Origin of the sequence: Dyella terrae, assembly GCF_022394535.1 — a bacterium.
Taxonomy (GTDB): Bacteria; Pseudomonadota; Gammaproteobacteria; order Xanthomonadales; family Rhodanobacteraceae; genus Dyella.
Genome location: NZ_CP089414.1, coordinates 4,194,350 through 4,212,271, shown reverse-complemented (window position 1 = coordinate 4,212,271; position 17,922 = coordinate 4,194,350). Strand labels below are relative to the sequence as shown.

General features: G+C 63.5%; 18 protein-coding genes and 1 tRNA gene. 11 read left to right on the top strand and 8 right to left on the bottom strand.

Features of this window, described 5'->3' with window-relative positions:
- Positions 1-10: 10 nt before the first annotated feature.
- Positions 11-1,456, bottom strand: coding sequence for a cytochrome-c oxidase, cbb3-type subunit I (gene ccoN, locus DYST_RS18570; protein ID WP_239947401.1), 1,446 nt, complete (start codon positions 1,454-1,456; stop codon positions 11-13).
- A 217-nt stretch (positions 1,457-1,673) separates the two neighbouring features.
- On the opposite strand from ccoN, the gene metF reads away from it, so the two are divergent.
- The 3 genes from metF (at position 1,674) to DYST_RS18555 (ending at position 4,141) form a co-directional block, all read left to right on the top strand.
- Complete coding sequence (gene metF / locus DYST_RS18565; protein ID WP_239952151.1) at positions 1,674-2,501, top strand: methylenetetrahydrofolate reductase [NAD(P)H]; 828 nt, start codon at positions 1,674-1,676, stop codon at positions 2,499-2,501.
- A gap of 28 nt (positions 2,502-2,529) precedes the next feature.
- On the top strand, positions 2,530-3,138 hold the full coding sequence (locus DYST_RS18560) for a DUF4124 domain-containing protein (RefSeq protein ID WP_239947399.1): 609 nt from the start codon (positions 2,530-2,532) through the stop codon (positions 3,136-3,138).
- Between the two features lie 85 nt (positions 3,139-3,223).
- The gene (locus DYST_RS18555; protein WP_102302977.1) at positions 3,224-4,141 is read left to right on the top strand and encodes a branched-chain amino acid transaminase; all 918 of its coding nucleotides are present in this window, start codon (positions 3,224-3,226) and stop codon (positions 4,139-4,141) included.
- 43 nt (positions 4,142-4,184) lie between these two features.
- Here DYST_RS18555 and DYST_RS18550 read toward each other — a convergent pair whose 3' ends face one another.
- The 5 genes from DYST_RS18550 to DYST_RS18530 form a co-directional block, all read right to left on the bottom strand.
- Entirely contained in the window at positions 4,185-5,471 is a 1,287-nt protein-coding gene (locus tag DYST_RS18550; protein ID WP_239947397.1) for a sensor histidine kinase, read from the bottom strand.
- The gene (locus DYST_RS18545) at positions 5,455-6,141 is read right to left on the bottom strand and encodes a response regulator transcription factor (RefSeq protein WP_019466282.1); all 687 of its coding nucleotides are present in this window, start codon (positions 6,139-6,141) and stop codon (positions 5,455-5,457) included. The genes DYST_RS18550 and DYST_RS18545 overlap by 17 nt, the downstream gene beginning before the upstream one ends.
- Positions 6,142-6,431: 290 nt before the next feature.
- Positions 6,432-6,917: a hypothetical protein gene (locus DYST_RS18540; protein ID WP_239947395.1), complete on the bottom strand. Its 486-nt coding sequence runs from the start codon at positions 6,915-6,917 to the stop codon at positions 6,432-6,434.
- Between the two features lie 116 nt (positions 6,918-7,033).
- Positions 7,034-7,951 (bottom strand): 30S ribosomal protein S6--L-glutamate ligase, encoded by a 918-nt coding sequence (gene rimK / locus DYST_RS18535; protein WP_102302980.1) that lies wholly within the window; start codon positions 7,949-7,951, stop codon positions 7,034-7,036.
- Positions 7,948-8,403, bottom strand: a complete 456-nt coding sequence (locus DYST_RS18530; protein ID WP_239952150.1) for an ATP-dependent zinc protease family protein — start codon at positions 8,401-8,403, stop codon at positions 7,948-7,950. Before DYST_RS18530 ends, rimK begins: the two co-directional genes overlap by 4 nt.
- A 273-nt stretch (positions 8,404-8,676) precedes the next feature.
- Between DYST_RS18530 and DYST_RS18525 the strand changes: the two genes are divergently transcribed.
- A complete protein-coding gene (locus DYST_RS18525) occupies positions 8,677-9,165 on the top strand; it encodes a hypothetical protein (RefSeq protein ID WP_239947392.1) in 489 nt (162 codons plus the stop codon).
- Between the two features lie 113 nt (positions 9,166-9,278).
- On the opposite strand, the gene DYST_RS18520 is transcribed toward DYST_RS18525, so the two are convergent.
- Positions 9,279-9,352 (bottom strand) — tRNA-Gly (locus DYST_RS18520).
- A 261-nt stretch (positions 9,353-9,613) separates the two neighbouring features.
- Here DYST_RS18520 and DYST_RS18515 point away from each other — a divergent pair.
- From DYST_RS18515 to DYST_RS18495, 5 genes are all read left to right on the top strand, one after another.
- Entirely contained in the window at positions 9,614-11,926 is a 2,313-nt protein-coding gene (locus DYST_RS18515) for a DUF6600 domain-containing protein (protein ID WP_239947391.1), read from the top strand.
- Positions 11,927-12,022: 96 nt separating this feature from the next.
- On the top strand, positions 12,023-12,223 hold the full coding sequence (gene thiS / locus DYST_RS18510; RefSeq protein WP_102302998.1) for a sulfur carrier protein ThiS: 201 nt from the start codon (positions 12,023-12,025) through the stop codon (positions 12,221-12,223).
- 60 nt (positions 12,224-12,283) lie between these two features.
- Positions 12,284-13,084: a thiazole synthase gene (locus tag DYST_RS18505; RefSeq protein WP_019466276.1), complete on the top strand. Its 801-nt coding sequence runs from the start codon at positions 12,284-12,286 to the stop codon at positions 13,082-13,084.
- Positions 13,085-13,087: 3 nt separating this feature from the next.
- The gene (trmB, locus tag DYST_RS18500) at positions 13,088-13,813 is read left to right on the top strand and encodes a tRNA (guanosine(46)-N7)-methyltransferase TrmB (RefSeq protein WP_239947390.1); all 726 of its coding nucleotides are present in this window, start codon (positions 13,088-13,090) and stop codon (positions 13,811-13,813) included.
- A gap of 410 nt (positions 13,814-14,223) precedes the next feature.
- On the top strand, positions 14,224-16,041 hold the full coding sequence (locus tag DYST_RS18495) for an SLC13 family permease (protein ID WP_102305225.1): 1,818 nt from the start codon (positions 14,224-14,226) through the stop codon (positions 16,039-16,041).
- Between the two features lie 22 nt (positions 16,042-16,063).
- Here DYST_RS18495 and DYST_RS18490 read toward each other — a convergent pair whose 3' ends face one another.
- Complete coding sequence (locus DYST_RS18490; RefSeq protein WP_239947389.1) at positions 16,064-16,408, bottom strand: Rieske (2Fe-2S) protein; 345 nt, start codon at positions 16,406-16,408, stop codon at positions 16,064-16,066.
- 78 nt (positions 16,409-16,486) lie between these two features.
- On the opposite strand from DYST_RS18490, the gene DYST_RS18485 reads away from it, so the two are divergent.
- Both DYST_RS18485 and DYST_RS18480 read left to right on the top strand, forming a co-directional pair.
- Entirely contained in the window at positions 16,487-16,759 is a 273-nt protein-coding gene (locus tag DYST_RS18485) for a hypothetical protein (protein WP_239947388.1), read from the top strand.
- 180 nt (positions 16,760-16,939) lie between these two features.
- Complete coding sequence (locus DYST_RS18480; protein ID WP_239947387.1) at positions 16,940-17,815, top strand: methylated-DNA--[protein]-cysteine S-methyltransferase; 876 nt, start codon at positions 16,940-16,942, stop codon at positions 17,813-17,815.
- Positions 17,816-17,922 lie beyond the last annotated feature (107 nt).

The window sequence follows — 17,922 nt, the reverse complement described above, 5'->3', positions numbered from 1 at the left end:
GTCTGTTCCTTCAGGCACGGGCGTCGGCGGCATCGGGGGCGAGCAGCGGTTGCGGCTCGGTGTTCGCGGCGGCGAGGCGGAAGGTCTTGAAGACGTTCCAGGCCATCACGAACATGCCGGACAACACGATCAACCCGCCGCCGAGGCGGAACACGTAGTACGGCTTGGTCGCGTTCAATGCTTCGACGAACGAGTAGACCAGCGTGCCGGTTTCTGGATCGGTAGCACGCCACATCAGACCCTGCGTGACGCCAGCGATCCACATGGCGGCGATGTAAACCACCACGCCAATAGTGTGTAGCCAGAAGTGGGTATCGATCAGCTTGATCGAGTACATCTTCGGCAGGCGCAGCAAGCGCGGCAGCATGGCGTAGATCGAGCCGATGGAGATCATCGCGACCCAGCCCAGCGCGCCGGCGTGCACGTGGCCGATAGTCCAGTCGGTGTAGTGGCTGAGCGAGTTGACCGTCTTGATGGACATCATCGGCCCCTCGAACGTGCTCATCATGTAGAACGAGAGCGAGACGACGAGGAACTTCAGGATCGGGTCCGTGCGCAGCTTGTACCAGACACCCGACAACGTGAGGATGCCGTTGATCGCACCGCCCCACGAAGGCGCCAGCAACACCAGCGAGAACACCATGCCCAGATTCTGTGCCCAGTCGGGCAGTGCCGTGTACTGCAAGTGGTGCGGACCGGCCCACATGTAGATGGCGATCAGCGCCCAGAAGTGCACGATGGACAAGCGGTACGAATAGATCGGCCGGCCAGCCTGCTTGGGCACGAAGTAATACATCATGCCGAGAAAAGCGGTGGTCAGGAAAAAGCCCACGGCGTTATGGCCGTACCACCACTGCACCATCGCATCGACGGCGCCGGAGTAGACCGAGTACGACTTCATCCAACCGGCGGGAATCGCCAGGTTGTTGACCACATGCAGCAAGGCGATGGTGAGGATGTACGCGCCGTAGAACCAGTTGGCGACGTAGATGTGCTTCACCTTGCGCTTGACGATGGTGCCGAAGAACAGCACAGCGTACGCCACCCACACGATGGTGATCAGCACGTCGATCGGCCATTCGAGCTCGGCGTACTCCTTGCCCTGCGTGTAGCCAAGCGGCAACGAGACGGCGGCGGCCACGATCACCAACTGCCACCCCCAGAACACGAACGAGGCCAGCTTGTCGGAGATCAACCGCACGTGGCAGGTGCGCTGCACCGTGTAGAGGCTGGTGGCGAACAGCGCACAACCGCCAAAGGCGAAGATCACCGCATTGGTATGCAACGGGCGCAGGCGACCATAGCTGAGCCACGGCACGTCGAAATTGAGGGCGGGCCAGTACAGCTGTGCGGCGATAAAGACGCCCACCAGCATGCCGACCAAACCCCAGACCACGGTCATCACGGAGAACTGCCGTATGACCTTGTCGTTGTAACTCCCCTCGACGCCCACCATGAGGCCCACTCCTAGCCATAACTGAACGGCGGGAAGTCTGAGCTGCAGCCCTGGCGGGCCAGTTGATCTGGATCAAGGACAGGCCTGAAGTGTGCTGCCGCGGTTTGTCGCAGGGGATCCCACCGCTGGAGCCATGGGCCTGGAGCAACGGGTAGATATCTCTATATCGCGAAAAAGAGATATATACTCCGCGCATCACCCACCATGGATCGCTTCGATGTCGTCCATCAGCTTTGAGTTCTTCCCGCCGAAGACCGATGAACAGCGTGACCAGCTCGACCAGGCCGCGAAGCTGCTCAAATCGCACGCTCCTGAATACGTCTCCGTCACCTTCGGCGCGGGCGGGTCGACACTCAGCTACACGGGCGAAACGGTGTACCGCCTGCACACCTCCCACGGGCTGAGCGTGGCGCCGCATCTTTCCTGCGTGGGCGGCACCCGGGCCGAGTTGGCGGCGCTGCTTGATGACTACCGTGCCGCCGGCTATCGCCGCATCGTCGCATTGCGCGGTGACCTGCCCTCCGGCATGGCCACCCCCGGCGATTTCCGCTATGCATCGGAACTGGTGCGCTTCATCCGCGAGCACTCGGGCGATCACTTCCATATCGAAGTGGCGGCCTATCCTGAAGTACATCCGCAGGCCGACGACGCGCTGGCCGACCTTCGCCACTTCAAGGCCAAGGTCGATGCGGGCGCCAATAGCGCCATCACGCAGTATTTCTACAACGCCGACGCTTATTTCCGTTTCGTGGACGACGCTCGGAAACTTGGTGTGAAGGTTCCGATCGTGCCGGGCATCATGCCGATCTCGAATTTCTCCCAGCTCAAGCGCTTTTCCGACGCCTGCGGTGCGGAGATTCCCCGATGGATCGTCAAGCGCATGCAGGCGCATGGCGACGATGCCGCCTCAATCCGTGAACTGGGCGCGGATGTGGTGGCCCAGTTGTGCCGCCGGCTGCTGGAAGGCGGCGCCCCGGGTCTGCACTTCTATACGTTGAATCGCGCACGCGCCACGCGATCGATTCTGGACCGGTTGCACGGATAAGCGACGAGGCGAAGGGTAAGCTCGGCGGATGATCCGAGCCTGCCTGACGCTGACGCTGCTGCTGTTCCTGTTGCCGTTTTGCGCCATGGCGCAGGACGGCATCCATCGTTGTATCGGGCCCGACGGCAATCCCTTGTTCACCGACCAGCCTTGCGCAGCCCTGCAGGCAACTCCGGTGAATGCGCCGCCGTCGCCGCTGAAACCAACGACCACGCAAGGGCCGTCGGATATCGCGACTGCCGCCCCGCCAGCGATTACCTGCGCTGCCTCTGTTGCCGAGCTGCGCCAGAGCATGGTGGATGCGTTCGCTACGCGCGATCCGAATCGACTGGCCGGCCTGATGATCTGGAACGGTTACGGTCGTGACGCTGTCGTCGCCGACATCCGCTCGCTGGGAGCGTTGATGCAGCAGCCGCTACTGGATGTCCGCGCATCAAACGATGACGACTCCCCGCCCCCGGATACCAGCGACGCAGCAAACGCGGCGGATGATCACGCAACACAACGGCGCGATACGGGACAGGGCGATCAACTGATCGTGCACACCCCCTCGAACGACGGCAGCGGCAGCCCCCGCGAAAGCCGCTTCACCATCGTGCGCCGCTCGGGCTGCCTCTGGTTGCGCGCCTCGGGCTGACCCCAAGGGCATTGGTGCTACGCAAAATCGCCGCGCGGGCGAGCGCGGTATCATGGCGCGATTTTTTCCCCCCGGAGATCCCCCCATGGCGCAGCAGTACCCCGATTGGATCTGGCAGAACGGTGCCATCAAGCCCTGGCAAGACGCCACCGTCCACGTGATGGCGCACGCCCTGCATTACGGTTCGTCGGTTTTCGAAGGCATCCGCAGCTACGCCACGCCAGACGGCGCCGCAATTTTCCGCCTGACGGATCACCTCAAGCGCCTGTACCAGTCGGCCAAGATCTACGACATGGTGCTGCCCTACTCGCAGGATGAGCTCGCCGCCGCCTGCCGTGAAGTGGTACGCAAGAACGGCCTGAGCGCCGCCTACCTGCGCCCGGTGGCTTACCGCGGCCTGGGCGGTTTCGGTCTGTCGGCCGAAACGCCGATCGACGTGGCCGTCGCCGCGTGGGCGATGGGCCCGTATCTCGGCCCAGAGGCCCTTGAGACCGGCATCGAGGCCTGTGTTTCCAGCTGGCAGCGTTTCGCGCCGAATACCATTCCGGCGGGCGCCAAGGCGGGCGGCAATTATCTTTCCGGCCAGCTGATCGCCCGCGAGGCGCGTCGCCTGGGCTTCGGCGAAGGCATTGCCATGGCCTCCTCCGGCCTGCTCAGCGAAGGTGCGGGCGAAAACCTGTTCCTGGTGTTCGACGGCGTGCTCCACACCACGCCTGCCAGCGCATCCATCCTCGCCGGCATCACCCGTGACACGCTGAAGACGCTGGCCCACGAGGACGGCATCGAAGTGGTGGAGCGCGATATTCCGCGCGAGTACCTCTACCTGTGCGACGAGCTGCTGATGTGCGGCACGGCGGCGGAGATCACGCCGATCCGCTCGGTGGACGGCAAGCAGATCGGCAATGGCAAAGCCGGCCGCGTTACGCGTCGCTTGCAGGAACTGTTCTTCGGCCTGTTCAGCGGCAAGACGAACGACCAGTGGGGTTGGCTGGAGCCGCTCTAAGGAAGCAAAGCTGTCGGGGCGCATACCGTGCGCCTCGACAGAATCAGGAAAACACAATGCTCGCGATGGCGCCGTTGGTATCGGAGCGCGGCCGCATTGAGACATCCCAAGCGTAGAGGTCGCACAGGCGACGCACGATCGCCAGGCCCAGGCCGGCACCGCTGCCACCCGCCCCTTCGCCACGGACGCCCCGCTGGAACAAGCGTTCCGCATCTTCAGGCTTGATGCCCGGACCGGTATCGATGACCTCGATGCGACCAGCACTCACCTCAACGGTGACGCGCCCTTCAAGCGTGTACTTGATGGCGTTGCCGATCAGGTTGGTCAGCGCCACAGACAGTACTGACGCGGGTGCATTCACGCTCACCTGCTGCTTGACGATCAGCTCAACTTCCAGCGGCTTGTCGCGCATCTGCGGCCGCTGGCTTTCTATGACGTCCGCGGCGACCTTCGACACTTCGGTAGTTTCGCCGCGTGTCGGCCCGCGACGCTCTGCGCGCGAAAGCAACAGCAGCGCCTCAACCAATTCAGCCGCCTGACGGGAAGAGCGTTCGATGCGCTTGAGACGCTCGCGCAACTTGTCGGTGAGATCAGGCGACCCTTGCAGCAACTCGGTCGTGCTGGAGATCACCGCCAGCGGTGTACGCAACTCGTGGCTCACGTCGGAGTTGAACTCGCGATCACGCTCCACCATGGCGGTGAGTCGCTGCGAGTACTCATCGAGCGCGAAGGCCAGCTCGCCCACTTCGTCATCGGCGAAGTGTGGCGCCAGCGGCTCTGCTTTGCCGTTCTTGCGGAAATCGCGCAACCGGCGAGCCAGTTCACTCACCGGCTTGAGCACCTTGCGGGAAAGCCACAGGCCGATCGCCAGCGAGAGCAGGCCGAACAAGAAAACCGCGCCGATCACGCTAATGATCAGCTGCCGCTTGCCCAGCTCCTCGCGCGATACGTCATAGCGCACGAAGCTGATGATGCCGTTCTCGCGATACACCGCGAGTTTGTAGTGGTGGGAACTACCGTCCTCACCCATCTCGTTGATGTCGTGCACACCGGTATCGAGGTTTTGCCACGCCAACGGCGCCTTGTAGAGCGTGCGCTCGCTCTTGGTCATGCCGGTGATCAGACGCGACCCCGGCCCAGGCGCATCGGGATGAGCCTGGGCAAACTGATTGGCGTACTTGGCGTCATCTATCAGGCTGGAGTTGACCAACTGGTCCTCCACCCTGCTGCGGATATTGAGCGCCGCAAATGCAAACAACGCGCTGAGGCCGAAGCCGAACAGCGCGAAGGAGACGACCAGGCGGAACCTGAGCTTACGCCTGGACTGCATCCGGTTCGACCATCCGGTATCCAATGCCGTGCCGCGTATGGATCAGCGGCTTCTCGAAGGGCTTGTCGATGGCTGCGCGCAGACCATGGATATGCACGCGCAGCGAATCGCTGTCGGGCAGCTCTTCACCCCACACGCGCTGCTCCAGATCCTGACGGGTCACCACCGACGGGCTGGCCTCCATCAAGGCCTGCAATAGCTTGAGGCCGATCGGGTTCAGCTGGATCGACTTGCCCTCGCGGGTCACGGTGAGCGTGTCGAGGTTATAGGTGAGATCGCCCACCTTGAGCACGCGACTTTGCGGCCCCTTGCCACGACGCGCCAGCACTTCCAGGCGCGCCGCCAGCTCCTGCAGGGCGAACGGCTTGGTCATGTAATCGTCGGCGCCCGACTCGAAGCCGGTGAGCTTCTGCTCCAGCGCATCGCGCGCGGTGAGCATGAGGATGGGGGTCTGCTTGTGCGCCTCGTGGCGTAGTTTGCGGGCCACATCCAGGCCATCCATGCCGGGAAGCGTGAGGTCCAGCACGATCACGTCGAAATCATGCACCACAGCCAGATGCAGGCCCGTGACGCCGTCTCCGGCGAAATCGACCACATGGCCACGGTCTTCCAGATAATCGCCGATGTTGGTGGCGATATCGCTGTTGTCTTCGATCACCAGTACGCGCATGCGTCCTCCATACGCAGCCGGCAACAGGGCCGGCTGAGGCAGCAAGCTTAACAAGCTTGCGCCACCGAAAGGGGGCCTGACAGGCAGGAACCTGAACAGGGTTGAGGGACAGGCAAGAAAAAAGCCCAGGCTGGTCGACTCGTGGTCGCTCGCCTGGGCCCAAGCTACTGCCCCGATACCGAAATCTGCTGTCACCGTACCTCGCGGAAGTGCCAACAAATTGCAGTGGAGTCTTTATAGGTGCCGTGCGGTTACACAGGGGTTAACCGGTACTCACATCGGCGTTAACGTCAGTTGCCGCCCCTGGTCTGGGGCTTTTGACTCACGTCCTGCATGTAACGCTGCGCTTTGCCATTCTCATCGTCGATCTGACGCTGGGTACGGCACACCGTCTTGGGTATGTTGGATCCCATCGGCTTGATCTGTTCGCAGACTTCGCGGTCCTCGTCATGGCGCGTCAGGATCGCGTTGACCTCGGACTGGTTGTTGTAAAGCTCGACCTTGGAAGGTTGATCCATCGCGTCGACCGTGCCGAACTTGTCATACAGCGACTGCATGCTGCTCAGGTCGCGATTGACGGTCGTCTGGTCGTCCTTATTGACGGAATCGAACCGGCCGCCGGGTCCCATCTGCTGACGAACATGATCGGCCACCGCGGCGAATTCGTCCTTGGTATTGGCCTTGACGTCAGGCTTGGTTTCCTTTGCGTGAACCGACGCCACCTGCAACACGAGCATTATCGCCGCCGAGACCGGCAGCCAGTACTTGCGCTTCATTGTGTTCCTCCACCCTGCGGCATCCCCCCTCGGGACGCGCCCTGCAGGAGGTCCCGATGTTAAATCTCGCGTGAAGCGGAGGTCAAAGTGCCAAAGGAACTAGGGCTTTCCACGCTCTAGGCGCGTTGTGAACGGCGCCTTGCAGGAACCTGTAGCGGAGCGCCCGCCTCCGCCTCAAGGTACTGAATGATCGCTCCCGCCACGTCCACGCCAGTGGATGCTTCAATGCCTTCCAGACCCGGCGATGCGTTGACTTCGAGAATGAGCGGACCACGCTTCGAGCGAAGCATGTCCACGCCGGCCACACCCAATCCCAACGCTGACGCTGCCTGGACGGCAATACGGCGCTCCTCGGCACTGAGCGTCGCCGCCTGAGCCGTAGCGCCACGATGAATGTTGGCGCGGAATTCACCCGGCACGGCTTCGCGCTGCATGGCCGCGACGACCTTCTTGCCGACCACGAAACAACGCAGATCGGTACCCTTGGCCTCGGCAATGAACTCCTGCACGAGGAAGTTGGCATAAAGCCCACGGAAGGCCTCGATAACGCTTTGCGAGGCACTGCGCTTTTCCGCCAGCACCACGCCCGTGCCCTGGCTGCCCTCGTTGAGCTTGATGACGTGCGGCGGCTCACCCAGCATGGCGAGCACGTCGGCGGTATCGTCCGGGTTATCGCCGAACACCGTCGCCGGCATGTCCAGGCCCTTGGCCGCCAGGATCTGCAGCGAGCGCAACTTGTCGCGCGCGCTGAGCACAGCATCGGACGAGTTGGGCGTGTACACACCCATCATTTCCAACTGGCGCAGCACGGCGGTGCCGTAGAACGTGCTGGTGACACCGATGCGCGGGATGACCGCATCGATGCCCTTGACCGGCTTGCCCTTGTAGCGGATAGACATGTTGCCCGGGGCAATGCGGACATAGCAGCGCAAGGGGTCGAGCACCCGCACCACGTGGCCGCGCTCGCGCGCTACGTCGACAAGCCGCTGGGTCGAATAGAGGCGGGTGTTGCGCGAAAGGATAGCGATCTTCATGAAACACCCGTTGTGCCCGTCCTGACGAGGCGGGGCTGTGTATAGGAAAGCGCGGGATCCACCACGAATCGACCGTGCAGGGCGCTGCGTCCGAGCAGCATGGGAAACAGCATATGACGCCTGTCGGTCAGATTGATGTCCACCGCAAAGCGTTCACCGGCAAGCACGACGTCGGTGCGGATAAACCAGCGCATGGTCCGCCGACCGCCCGTATCAGTCACAGCGCGGCGATCCAGAGCCAGGGTTTCGCAGGTCACCTCCACCCGATGGCGACCGCCAACGGTGACGGAGAAGCGCAGCCAGGTATCGCCCGCGCGCTCGAAACTTTCCAGCGTATCCACGTGCAGCGAACTACTGCGCGCGCCGGTATCGAGCTTGGCCTTAAGCAAGGGAACGCCGAGCATCGGCAACGACAGCCGCTCCCGCCAGCCGAGGATAGTTACTTCCGCCATGATCAGCGCGCGCCGCAGGTTACTAGAAGGGAGCTCAGTGGGGTTGGAGAGCCGGGACAGAGGCACGTAAAGCGCATCGACGATCATGCGACATCATCGATCAGCACACGCACGCAAAGTTGATTCTATGGAAATTGGAGCCTCAACAGAAGCAGGCCCTGGTCATTGATACCAGATGACCACGCCATCGGGATTGACAGCTACTTCACCCTCCCTTCGCTACATAAATCGGCGCGACAGACTCGTCGCATACCCATAGCCAAAGGAAAAGGCATGAAAGCTAAGCGTGGAATTTTGGCACTTTCGGCGATTGTGACGGCTTGCTTGTTCGGGCAAGCCTACGCCGCACACCCCCCGAAGTCGAATCAAACAACCGGCGTCTTCCTGCAGTGCTCCACCTGCGTGGTGTCGGGGCAAACCCCTGCCCTGCTCAGTTATGTGCAATCGGCGATTTCGCTTTACAACGGCTCCACGCTGGCCGCCAGTAACGGCCATCAGGTCAGCGTGGGCGATGAGATCCAGATCGAGCGGCGGACCACCAAGCCCAATGGCGCCTGGTCCATCACCGATCACTACTTCGTGGTTGCCCACCTTCCGGTGACTTCGTTCAACGACCTCATCGATCAAGGGATGGAAACCGACAGCGACGGCGGCAACGCCTTCCCGCCGCCCACCGGACCGAACATTGGGGCCTATGTCGCGCAGTTCGCTGCCGATGGTGGAAGCGTGGTGGTCTACTACGGATATTATCCGCCGGGCTGAATCAGCGCCGTTGAACGCGTCTGATGCAAAGGGTCTCTTTGGAGGCCCTTTGTTTTTGCAGGGATTCGCAGATCCGCATGCACTGCGCCAAAAATGGAGGCCCAACCAAGGACTGGAGCGGGTGAAGGGAATCGAACCCTCGTCAGTAGCTTGGGAAGCTACAGCTCTACCATTGAGCTACACCCGCAACGCCGGAAGATGGTAACCCGCCTCCGCAGGACTTGGGAACAACCCCCTGCAGCACTGGAAACGCTCCAGCCGAAATACGGCGTGAACCGGACATGGCGGCCGGCTGAACCATTTTTTGCCACGGTGCCGCCGGTCCTTGCGATGGACGGAGCTCCCATCCGCATAATGCGTCCGCCGGCATCCGTTTTTCCCTACGTGTTTTTGCGGATGCCCAACGAATCCTTCCGCGATGACTTCGCGTCCAGCTCCGGAGAACTCCATGCGTGTGCTTACTGCTTCCCTGACGTCGCCGCGCGCCCGGCGATGGATGGCGGCGGCCTTGCTGACCTGCGTCAGTGGACTCTCACTGGCGCAGACGCAGACGCCACCGGACGATGGCAACACGGCCGGCGATCCACCTGCGCGCATCGCACGGCTCTCCTACCGGGAGGGCGACGTCAGCCTATTGCCGTCTGGCGAACAGAACTGGGGCGACGCCAGCCTGAACCGGCCACTGACTACCGGCGACCGCCTGGCTAGCGGCGACAACGGCCGCGCCGAACTGCAGTTGGATAGCGGCACGCTGCGCATCGCGGACGACTCCAATGTCGGCTTTCTCACCCTCAATGATCAGCTCACGCAGCTCGAGCTGACCCAAGGCACGGCCAATCTGACCGTGAACAATTTGGGTGACGGCCAAGGCTACGAGATCGACACGCCCACCGTCGCGCTGGTGATCAACCAGCCCGGCACCTACCGCGTAGACATCAGCGAAGACGGCAAGTCCACCCGCGTGACCGATTTCGATGGCCGGGCCACGGTGTACGGCGAAGGCGGGGCGCAGCGCATGGTCGCCGCTGGCCGCTCGTACGAGTTTGCCGACTCCTCGCTCAACGAGGTGAGCATCAACGACATCCAAGGCGGCGACGACTTCGACGCCTGGTGCAACAGCCGTAATCAGCGCTATGCCGCGGCACCGAGCGACCAGCAGTACGTGTCGCCCGATGTCGTCGGCGCGCAGGATCTCGACCAGTACGGCAATTGGCAGTCCGACCCGGACTACGGCCAGGTCTGGTATCCCACGAACGTAGCCGCGGACTGGTCGCCCTACAGCGACGGTTATTGGTCCTACGTCGGCCCGTGGGGCTGGACGTGGGTAGACGCAGCGCCCTGGGGCTTCGCGCCCTACCACTACGGCCGCTGGGCCCATGTCCGCGAACGCTGGTGCTGGGTGCCGGGCCCGATCGGCGTGCGCCCTGTCTATGCGCCCGCGCTGGTCGCCTTCGTCGGTGGCGCTGGCTTCAGCGTTTCGGTGAGCGCCGGCCGCCCGGTGGGCTGGTTCCCGCTGGGTCCGGGCGAGGTCTACAACCCCTGGTACCGCGTCAGTCGCGGCTACTACACCAACGTCAACGTCACCAACATCTACGTGCGCAATAACCGCACCGTGGTGATCAACAACATCAACAACAACTACAACTACTTCCGCGGCGGCCACGACATGCCGAACGAGCGTTACATGAACCGCGATGTGCCGCATGCGTTCCGGGCCATGTCTGCGCAGGACTTCGTCGCTGCGCGCAATGCGCGCCAGCACATGGCCCCGGTAGACCCTCGCCAGTTCGCGAACGCACCGGTGATGTCCCGCGGCGTCAGCGGCATCGCGCCGGTGCACACCAGCTTCGCGCCACCGCGCCCGGCCACCGCTCGTCAGCTTCCCGTCGGCGGCTTTCAGCGCGAAGTGGTGGCTCGCACGCCGCCGGCTGCCAACTTCGGTGGACGCCCTGCCAACGTGGCCGGCGCGCCGCGCATGGCCGCTGCGGCGCCCAGCAACGTGCGGCTTCTGAACAACAGCCCGGGCCCCGGCATGCGCACGGGCGTACCTGACCGCCAGCAACCTCTTCCGGCACAGCAGAACGGACCGGTACGCGGCAATCAGCCTGCTCAAGCGCAGGCCCCTGTCAATCGCCCGGCCCAACGCGTCGACAACGCGACCGCAGCGCCGCGACCCGGTGAATTGCCATCGGCGCGCTTCGTTCACCCGAACAGCGAGCAGCCCCAAGTCCAGCGCAACGATAACGCCCAACCGCGCCCCGGCGTGAGCTTCATCCCGAACGCCGCCGAAGATCGCCAGCGCGCCCAGCAAGCCCAGGGCACGCTGCCTAATGTTCAGCGTATCGAACAACAGGCGCCGCGCCAGCCAGTGAACCAGGACAACGCCATCCAGCGGCAGGAAATGCAGCAGCGCCAGGCCCAGCAGCAACAGGAAATGCAACAACGCCAGGCCGCACAACAGCAGGAAATGCAACAGCGTCAGGCAGCGCAACAACAGCAGGAAGCACAGCAACGCCAAGCCTCGCAGCAACGCCAGGCTGCCCAGCAGCAGGAGATGCAACAGCGTCAGGCTATGCAGCAGCAAGAAATGCAGCAGCGCCAAGCCATGCAGCGAGAGGAGCCGCAGCAGCGCGGCTATGAGCCGCCACGGGGCAATTACCAGCCGCCGCAGCAGCAGCCCCAGCAACAACGTCAGCCGCAGCCCAGCCACGAGGAACATCGCGCGCCGCCTCCGCCGCACAAGGACGACCAGCACAACTGAGGCCCCGCGAGGCCTCCCGCCCAGAAAGGCCCGGCGATGCCGGGCCTTTTTCTTGCCAGAGCCGGCATCGGCGCCAGCAGCCGCTACAATGGCCCGATGCAAATCACACTCAATGGCACTCCACGCGACTGCTCCCCCGCCACCACCGTCGCCCAGCTGCTGGACGAGGCCGGTTACGGCCAGCGCCGCGTTGCCGTGGAGGTGAACCACGAGATCGTCCCGCGCAGCCTGCACACCAGCCATGCCCTTGCCGCAGGCGACCGCGTGGAGATCGTCCATGCCATCGGCGGCGGCTGATCGCCCCCGCATCCGTGTTCACGCGACGCCAGCGCGTCGCCGCAGACTGAAGACCCCACGATGAACATCAAGACGCTCGATTCTTCTGATCCGCTGATCATCGCCGGCAAGAGCTACGGCTCTCGCCTGCTCACCGGCACCGGCAAGTACAAGGATTTCGACGAGACCCGCCGCGCCAGCCAAGCCGCTGGCGCCGAGATCGTCACCGTCGCCATTCGCCGCGTGAACATCGGCCAGGATGCCGGCCAGCCCAATCTGCTCGATGCGCTGCCGCCCGAAGAGTTCACCCTGCTGCCGAACACCGCCGGCTGCTACAACGCCGTAGACGCCGTACGCACCTGCAAGCTCGCCCGTGAACTGCTCGATGGCCACAAGCTGGTGAAGCTGGAAGTGCTCGGTGATCAGCGCACGCTGTTCCCCGACGTAGTGGAAACGCTCAAGGCCGCCGAAACGCTGGTGGCCGACGGCTTCGACGTGATGGTCTACACCAGCGACGACCCGATCCTGGCCAAGCGCCTGGAAGACATCGGCTGCGTGGCTGTGATGCCGCTGGCGGCGCCGATCGGCTCGGGCCTTGGCATCCAGAACCGCTACAACCTGCTGGAAATCATTGAGAACGCCAAGGTGCCGATCATCGTCGACGCCGGCGTGGGCACGGCCTCCGACGCTGCCATCGCGATGGAACTCGGCTGCGACGGCGTGCTGATGAACACAGCCATCGCCGGTGCAAAGGATCCGGTACTGATGGCGCACGCGATGAAGCTCGCCATCCAGGCCGGCCGCGCCGCGTTCAAAGCGGGCCGCATTCCGCGCAAGCGCTTCGCCTCCGCGTCCAGCCCGATCGACGGCACCATCGGTTGATCCATGACTGACCAGCACGACCACAACGGCGAACACGACGCCGCCGAGCATCCGCAGTTCATGCGCCGCATCCGCAGCTTCGTGTTGCGCGAAGGCCGGATGACGCCGGCCCAGCAGCGCGCCTTCGACGACCACTGGGCCCGCTTCGGCATCGACTACACCGCTACGCCGCAAGACTATGCCACCCGCTATGGTCGCCACGCGCCGCTGGTGCTGGAAATCGGCTTCGGCAACGGCGAAGCGCTCGCGTGGGCGAGCGAGAACGACCTCAGCCGCGATTTTATCGGCGTCGAAGTCCACGGTCCCGGCGTGGGCCGCCTGATGAATGCGCTGGCGGCACGCGATGCGACCAACGTGCGCCTGTACAAGCACGACGCCGTCGAAGTGCTGGAAAACGAGATCCCGCCCGGCACGCTCGCCGAAGCACGCATCTGGTTTCCCGACCCCTGGCACAAGAAGCGCCACAACAAGCGCCGCATCATCCAGCCGGAGTTTGTCGCCCTACTCGCCTCACGCATGGCCCCGAACGGCCTGCTGCACTTGGCCACCGACTGGCAGCCCTACGCTGAGCACATGCTCGAAGTGATGGAGGCTGCGCCGGATTGGCGCAACGACATCGGGCCAGGCCAGTACGCGGAGAAGCCCGCGTGGCGCATCGAGACGCACTTTGAGCGTCGCGGGCTGAAGTTGGGGCATGGGGTGTGGGATCTGCTTTATCGCAAGGTGTGAGGTTACGGTTTTGCTGGTTCTGGCCCACAGGGTGGTTGGGATGATTTCTGGCTGAGGGTAAATCCGAGCTGGCCGCTTCATTCGAGTCGTCATTTCTAGCTATTTTCGGCTGAAAGAGCCGAACAAGCGCGGTACGCATAACGCCGCGGCGTTTCTCCCTCTCCCCTACGGGGAGAGGGAGAAAACATGCGCCGCTGCGCAACCACTCGCCTCACAACCCAACAAACAAAAACACCACCACGTTCCACATTGCAGCCTAGGTTCACCAGACCGCCGCACCACACGCTTATACTCACGTCTCAAACAGGGACGAGTCGTCGCAGCGTGAAGTTCCCACTGCCCACATCCAGTCGTCGCCAAGACGCCCAGCCGAGGGGCGTTCGCTAGTGGGACTCGCCCTCACCCCCGAAATGATCCTGGTGCTGGGGCTCGTGGGCTTCACCATGCTGATGCTGGTGCTGGAGTGGATCCGCGCCGACATGGTGGCTCTGCTGGTAGTGGTCGTGATCGGCCTCACCGGGCTCATTCCTTCCGACCGTGTCTTTAATGGCTTTGCCGGTAACGCGGTCATCGCCATCATTGCCATCATGATCATGGGCGCGGGACTGGATCGCGCTGGCGTGCTCACGCTCACGGCGAGCTTCGTGATGCGCATGGCCCGTGGCGTGGAATCGCGCCTGGGCGTGGTGATTAACCTCGTCACCAGCCTGTTCAGCGCGGTGATTCCCAGTCAGGCGCTGGCGGCGCTGATGATCCCGGTCACGAGCCGTCTTGCCGCCCGTACTGGTGTGCCGATCTCGCGGCTACTGCTGCCGATGGCGTTCTGCATTCTTACCGCCACCAACACCACGCTGATCGCCAACTCTCCGCTGATCGTGCTGAATGACCTGGTGGCCAGTTCGAATGCCAACCTGCCGGCGGGTGCGCACACGATTCCGAAGTTCGGCCTGTTCAGCGTCACGCCGGTCGGCCTCGTGCTCGCCCTCGCAGGCGTCGGTTTTTTCTATTTCTTCGGCAAGAAGCTCCTGCCAGAACGTGAGGACGAGCGCCTCAAGGTCACGCCGGGCCGCACGGAGAGCTATTTCGCTGACACCTATGGCATCGTCGGCGAGACCGCCGAACTTACGGTGACGGCGGAAAGCCCGCTGGTAGGCATGAGCATTGGCGAGGTGGAGCAGTTGTACGGCGCGCCGCTGATCCTCGCCATCAAGAGCGGCAACGACTCACGCATGGCGCCACCGGCGGACCACATAATCTGGGTGGGCTCGGTACTCGGTGTGCTCGGGCCGCGCGATCAATTGAATCAGTTCGCCAACAATCAGCTATGCAAGCTCTCGCCACGCATGCGGCAGTTGGGCGAGCTGTTTAACCCCTCACGCGCCGGTATTTCCGAAGCGGTGATCCCGCCGAGTTCGCGCTTCCTCAAACAGACCGTTGGCGAACTACGACTGCGCAAGCGCTACGGCATTTCGGTGTTGGCGGTGAACCGCGGCGACCAGGTATATCGCGACGACGTGCGCTCGGTGAGCCTGCGCGCGGGCGACACGCTGGTGCTGCATTCCAGCTGGCGCGACCTGGCGCTAGCCACCGAAGACCGCGACCTCGTCGTGGTTACTGACATTCCGAAGGAAGAACAGCGCCCCGGCAAGATCTGGCAGGCCGTGGGCTTCTTTCTGCTAGCCAAGTGCCTGGCCCTGTTCACGCATCTCGACCTGTCCGTGGCCATGATGACCGGCGCCATCGGCATGCTGCTCACCGGCGTGCTGAACATGGACGAGGCGTATAAGGCAATCAACTGGAAGACCATCTTCGTCACCGCCTGCCTGATTCCGCTGGGCTGGTCGATGGACGCCACCGGCGCCGCCGCGTGGATCGCGCAGGTGGTGTTGCAACATCTGGGTCACACCAACCACTGGGTACTGCAGCTGGCGCTGGCCATCCTCACGCTGCTTTTCTCGCAGGTGATGTCCAACGTGGGCGCCACCGTGATGATGGTGCCCGTTGCGATCAGCGTCGCGATCGCCACCGGCAACAACCCGTCGGCCTACGCGTTGATCGTGGCCGTCTCCTCGTCCAATACTTTCTTGCTGAGCTCCGGCCATCCCGCACTCATGATGGTGGCGGGCCCGGGCGGTTATCGCGGCAAGGATTTCCTGCGCGTGGGCTTACCACTCACAGCGCTGGTCCTGGTGCTGACGTTGGTGACCATCAACTTGATGTATCACTGAGAGCCTGAGGCCAGCATCGATCTCAGTCGTCGAGCCAGACTTCCCCATCCGTCACGCGCACGCCGACCCGACGCAGGTGCTCGCCGCGGCACGGGCCGCCAATGCACAGGCCATCGACATCCTGGAAGGACGCGCCATGCGCGGCGCAGATCAGCAGGTTGTCTTTCAGCAGAAACTTGCCGGGCGCCCAATCCAGCCGCCGACCCGCATGGGGGCAGATGTTGAGGTAGGCGTGCACCGCGTCATCACGACGCAGCACGATCACGCTTTCCTCGCCGTCGCGCAGCACGGCGTCGACGGCAATCGCGCCGTTTTCGGGGATATCGTCCAGTCGGCAAAGCGCCTGGTCGGGTGTTGCTGTATCCATCGGCACTTGCCTCTTTGGCCGTAAGGCCCCATCGTTACGCTCGTAAGTCGTTGATTTTACCACACGGATTTTTAACACATGCGCTTTTCATTGCCCATGCCGCGTCGTTCCCGCCACCCGTTGGTTCGCGCCCTCTCGCTTCTCGTGGGGCTGGCCGTTGTCGGTGTTTTGATGGTGTTCGGTCTCGTGGTGGCCGGCGTGCTCCTGGTGGGAGGCGCTGTGGTGTTCGCCCTGCGCCAATGGTCGCGCAAGCGCGGCGCCGTGTCGCCCGCAGGCGGCCGTGCGCACCAGCCCGAGGTGATCGAGGGCGAATTCGTGGTGCTGCAACAGACGCGCCACGCGGCGCGCTGAAAGCTTTGCCTGCTCCTGGCTGATACCGGCAATCGAGGCTGACCGCGAGGCTGCGGTCGCGCGCGGGCTGCGCTCTCACGGGTTCAGCATTCCGGCGCAGGGATGCCTGCGCAAGATCCGGATAGCTGGTGCCGGACCGAGGCACTAGGCTGGATCCATCGGTTCTCCTGGATGTCGATCATGAATGCCCGCGCCAACGAAACGACGCTCGAACACGTCCGCCAGCTGCTGGAGCGCGCGGACGAGGCCCCCACTCTGCTGGCCCTGGCCGAGGCCGCCAGCCTCAGCCCCAGCCATCTGCAACGCGCCTTCCGCCGCCGCTACGGCATGAGTCCAGCGGAATATCACCGCGCGCGCCGTTTCGGCCAGCTCAAGAACGCGTTGCGCAAAGGCGCCGCCGTATCGGATGCCGTGTATGACGCCGGCTTCGGTTCCGGCAGCCGTGTCTACGAACACAGCGACCGCCTGCTTGGCATGACGCCCGCCAGCTACCGGGCGGGAGGTGCAGGTGCGGACATCCGCTACACCACCACCAGCACCCCGCTGGGGCGGCTACTGGTCGCCACGACCTCGCGCGGTATCTGCTCGGTCACACTGGGCGACACCGATGCGGAACTCGAGCAACGGCTGGCCAATGAATTTCCAAAGGCCACACGCGAGCGAGTGGACGCCGGTCGCGAAGAGTGGCTCGATGCAGTGATCGCGCGCATTGCCAGCGATCTGGGCTGGAGCGATGGCGCCGCACCGGAACTACCACCACTCGATGTGGCCGCCACCGCCTTTCAGTGGCGGGTATGGAACGCGTTGACGCGCATTCCTTCCGGCACCACCAAGAGCTATGGCGAACTGGCCGCCGAACTGGGCATGCCCAAAGCCGCCCGCGCCATCGGCAACGCCTGCGGTAACAATCGACTGGCGTTGATCGTGCCGTGCCATCGCATTGTCCGCGAGGACGGTTCGCTGGGCGGCTGGCGCTGGGGCGTGGAGCGCAAGCGCGAATTGCTCGCCAACGAGCAGCATCACGAGGAACCCCTAAGGAAGCGCTCGGCCGCCTGACTTGAGCGCCATTCAAGACTACCTTGCTGAAGCCTCGCTTCTGCCATCGCCTCGCCCGGATTAATGTTGCGCTGCCTGTAAACTCTAGGCGGCATCCGCCCCGCGAT

What these genes read in the sequence shown, in the direction of transcription:
- DYST_RS18560 (WP_239947399.1), top strand. Translation starts at nt 2,530, where the DNA reads ATGATCCGAGCCTGCCTGACGCTGACGCTGCTGCTGTTCCTGTTGCCG.
- DYST_RS18555 (WP_102302977.1), top strand. Translation starts at nt 3,224, where the DNA reads ATGGCGCAGCAGTACCCCGATTGGATCTGGCAGAACGGTGCCATCAAG.
- DYST_RS18490 (WP_239947389.1), bottom strand. Translation starts at nt 16,408, where the DNA reads ATGGATACAGCAACACCCGACCAGGCGCTTTGCCGACTGGACGATATC.
- DYST_RS18525 (WP_239947392.1), top strand. Translation starts at nt 8,677, where the DNA reads ATGAAAGCTAAGCGTGGAATTTTGGCACTTTCGGCGATTGTGACGGCT.
- DYST_RS18480 (WP_239947387.1), top strand. Translation starts at nt 16,940, where the DNA reads ATGAATGCCCGCGCCAACGAAACGACGCTCGAACACGTCCGCCAGCTG.
- thiS (WP_102302998.1), top strand. Translation starts at nt 12,023, where the DNA reads ATGCAAATCACACTCAATGGCACTCCACGCGACTGCTCCCCCGCCACC.
- DYST_RS18540 (WP_239947395.1), bottom strand. Translation starts at nt 6,917, where the DNA reads ATGAAGCGCAAGTACTGGCTGCCGGTCTCGGCGGCGATAATGCTCGTG.
- DYST_RS18530 (WP_239952150.1), bottom strand. Translation starts at nt 8,403, where the DNA reads ATGGCGGAAGTAACTATCCTCGGCTGGCGGGAGCGGCTGTCGTTGCCG.
- metF (WP_239952151.1), top strand. Translation starts at nt 1,674, where the DNA reads ATGTCGTCCATCAGCTTTGAGTTCTTCCCGCCGAAGACCGATGAACAG.
- DYST_RS18505 (WP_019466276.1), top strand. Translation starts at nt 12,284, where the DNA reads ATGAACATCAAGACGCTCGATTCTTCTGATCCGCTGATCATCGCCGGC.
- DYST_RS18485 (WP_239947388.1), top strand. Translation starts at nt 16,487, where the DNA reads ATGCGCTTTTCATTGCCCATGCCGCGTCGTTCCCGCCACCCGTTGGTT.
- DYST_RS18545 (WP_019466282.1), bottom strand. Translation starts at nt 6,141, where the DNA reads ATGCGCGTACTGGTGATCGAAGACAACAGCGATATCGCCACCAACATC.
- DYST_RS18495 (WP_102305225.1), top strand. Translation starts at nt 14,224, where the DNA reads ATGATCCTGGTGCTGGGGCTCGTGGGCTTCACCATGCTGATGCTGGTG.
- DYST_RS18515 (WP_239947391.1), top strand. Translation starts at nt 9,614, where the DNA reads ATGCGTGTGCTTACTGCTTCCCTGACGTCGCCGCGCGCCCGGCGATGG.
- trmB (WP_239947390.1), top strand. Translation starts at nt 13,088, where the DNA reads ATGACTGACCAGCACGACCACAACGGCGAACACGACGCCGCCGAGCAT.
- rimK (WP_102302980.1), bottom strand. Translation starts at nt 7,951, where the DNA reads ATGAAGATCGCTATCCTTTCGCGCAACACCCGCCTCTATTCGACCCAG.
- ccoN (WP_239947401.1), bottom strand. Translation starts at nt 1,456, where the DNA reads ATGGTGGGCGTCGAGGGGAGTTACAACGACAAGGTCATACGGCAGTTC.
- DYST_RS18550 (WP_239947397.1), bottom strand. Translation starts at nt 5,471, where the DNA reads ATGCAGTCCAGGCGTAAGCTCAGGTTCCGCCTGGTCGTCTCCTTCGCG.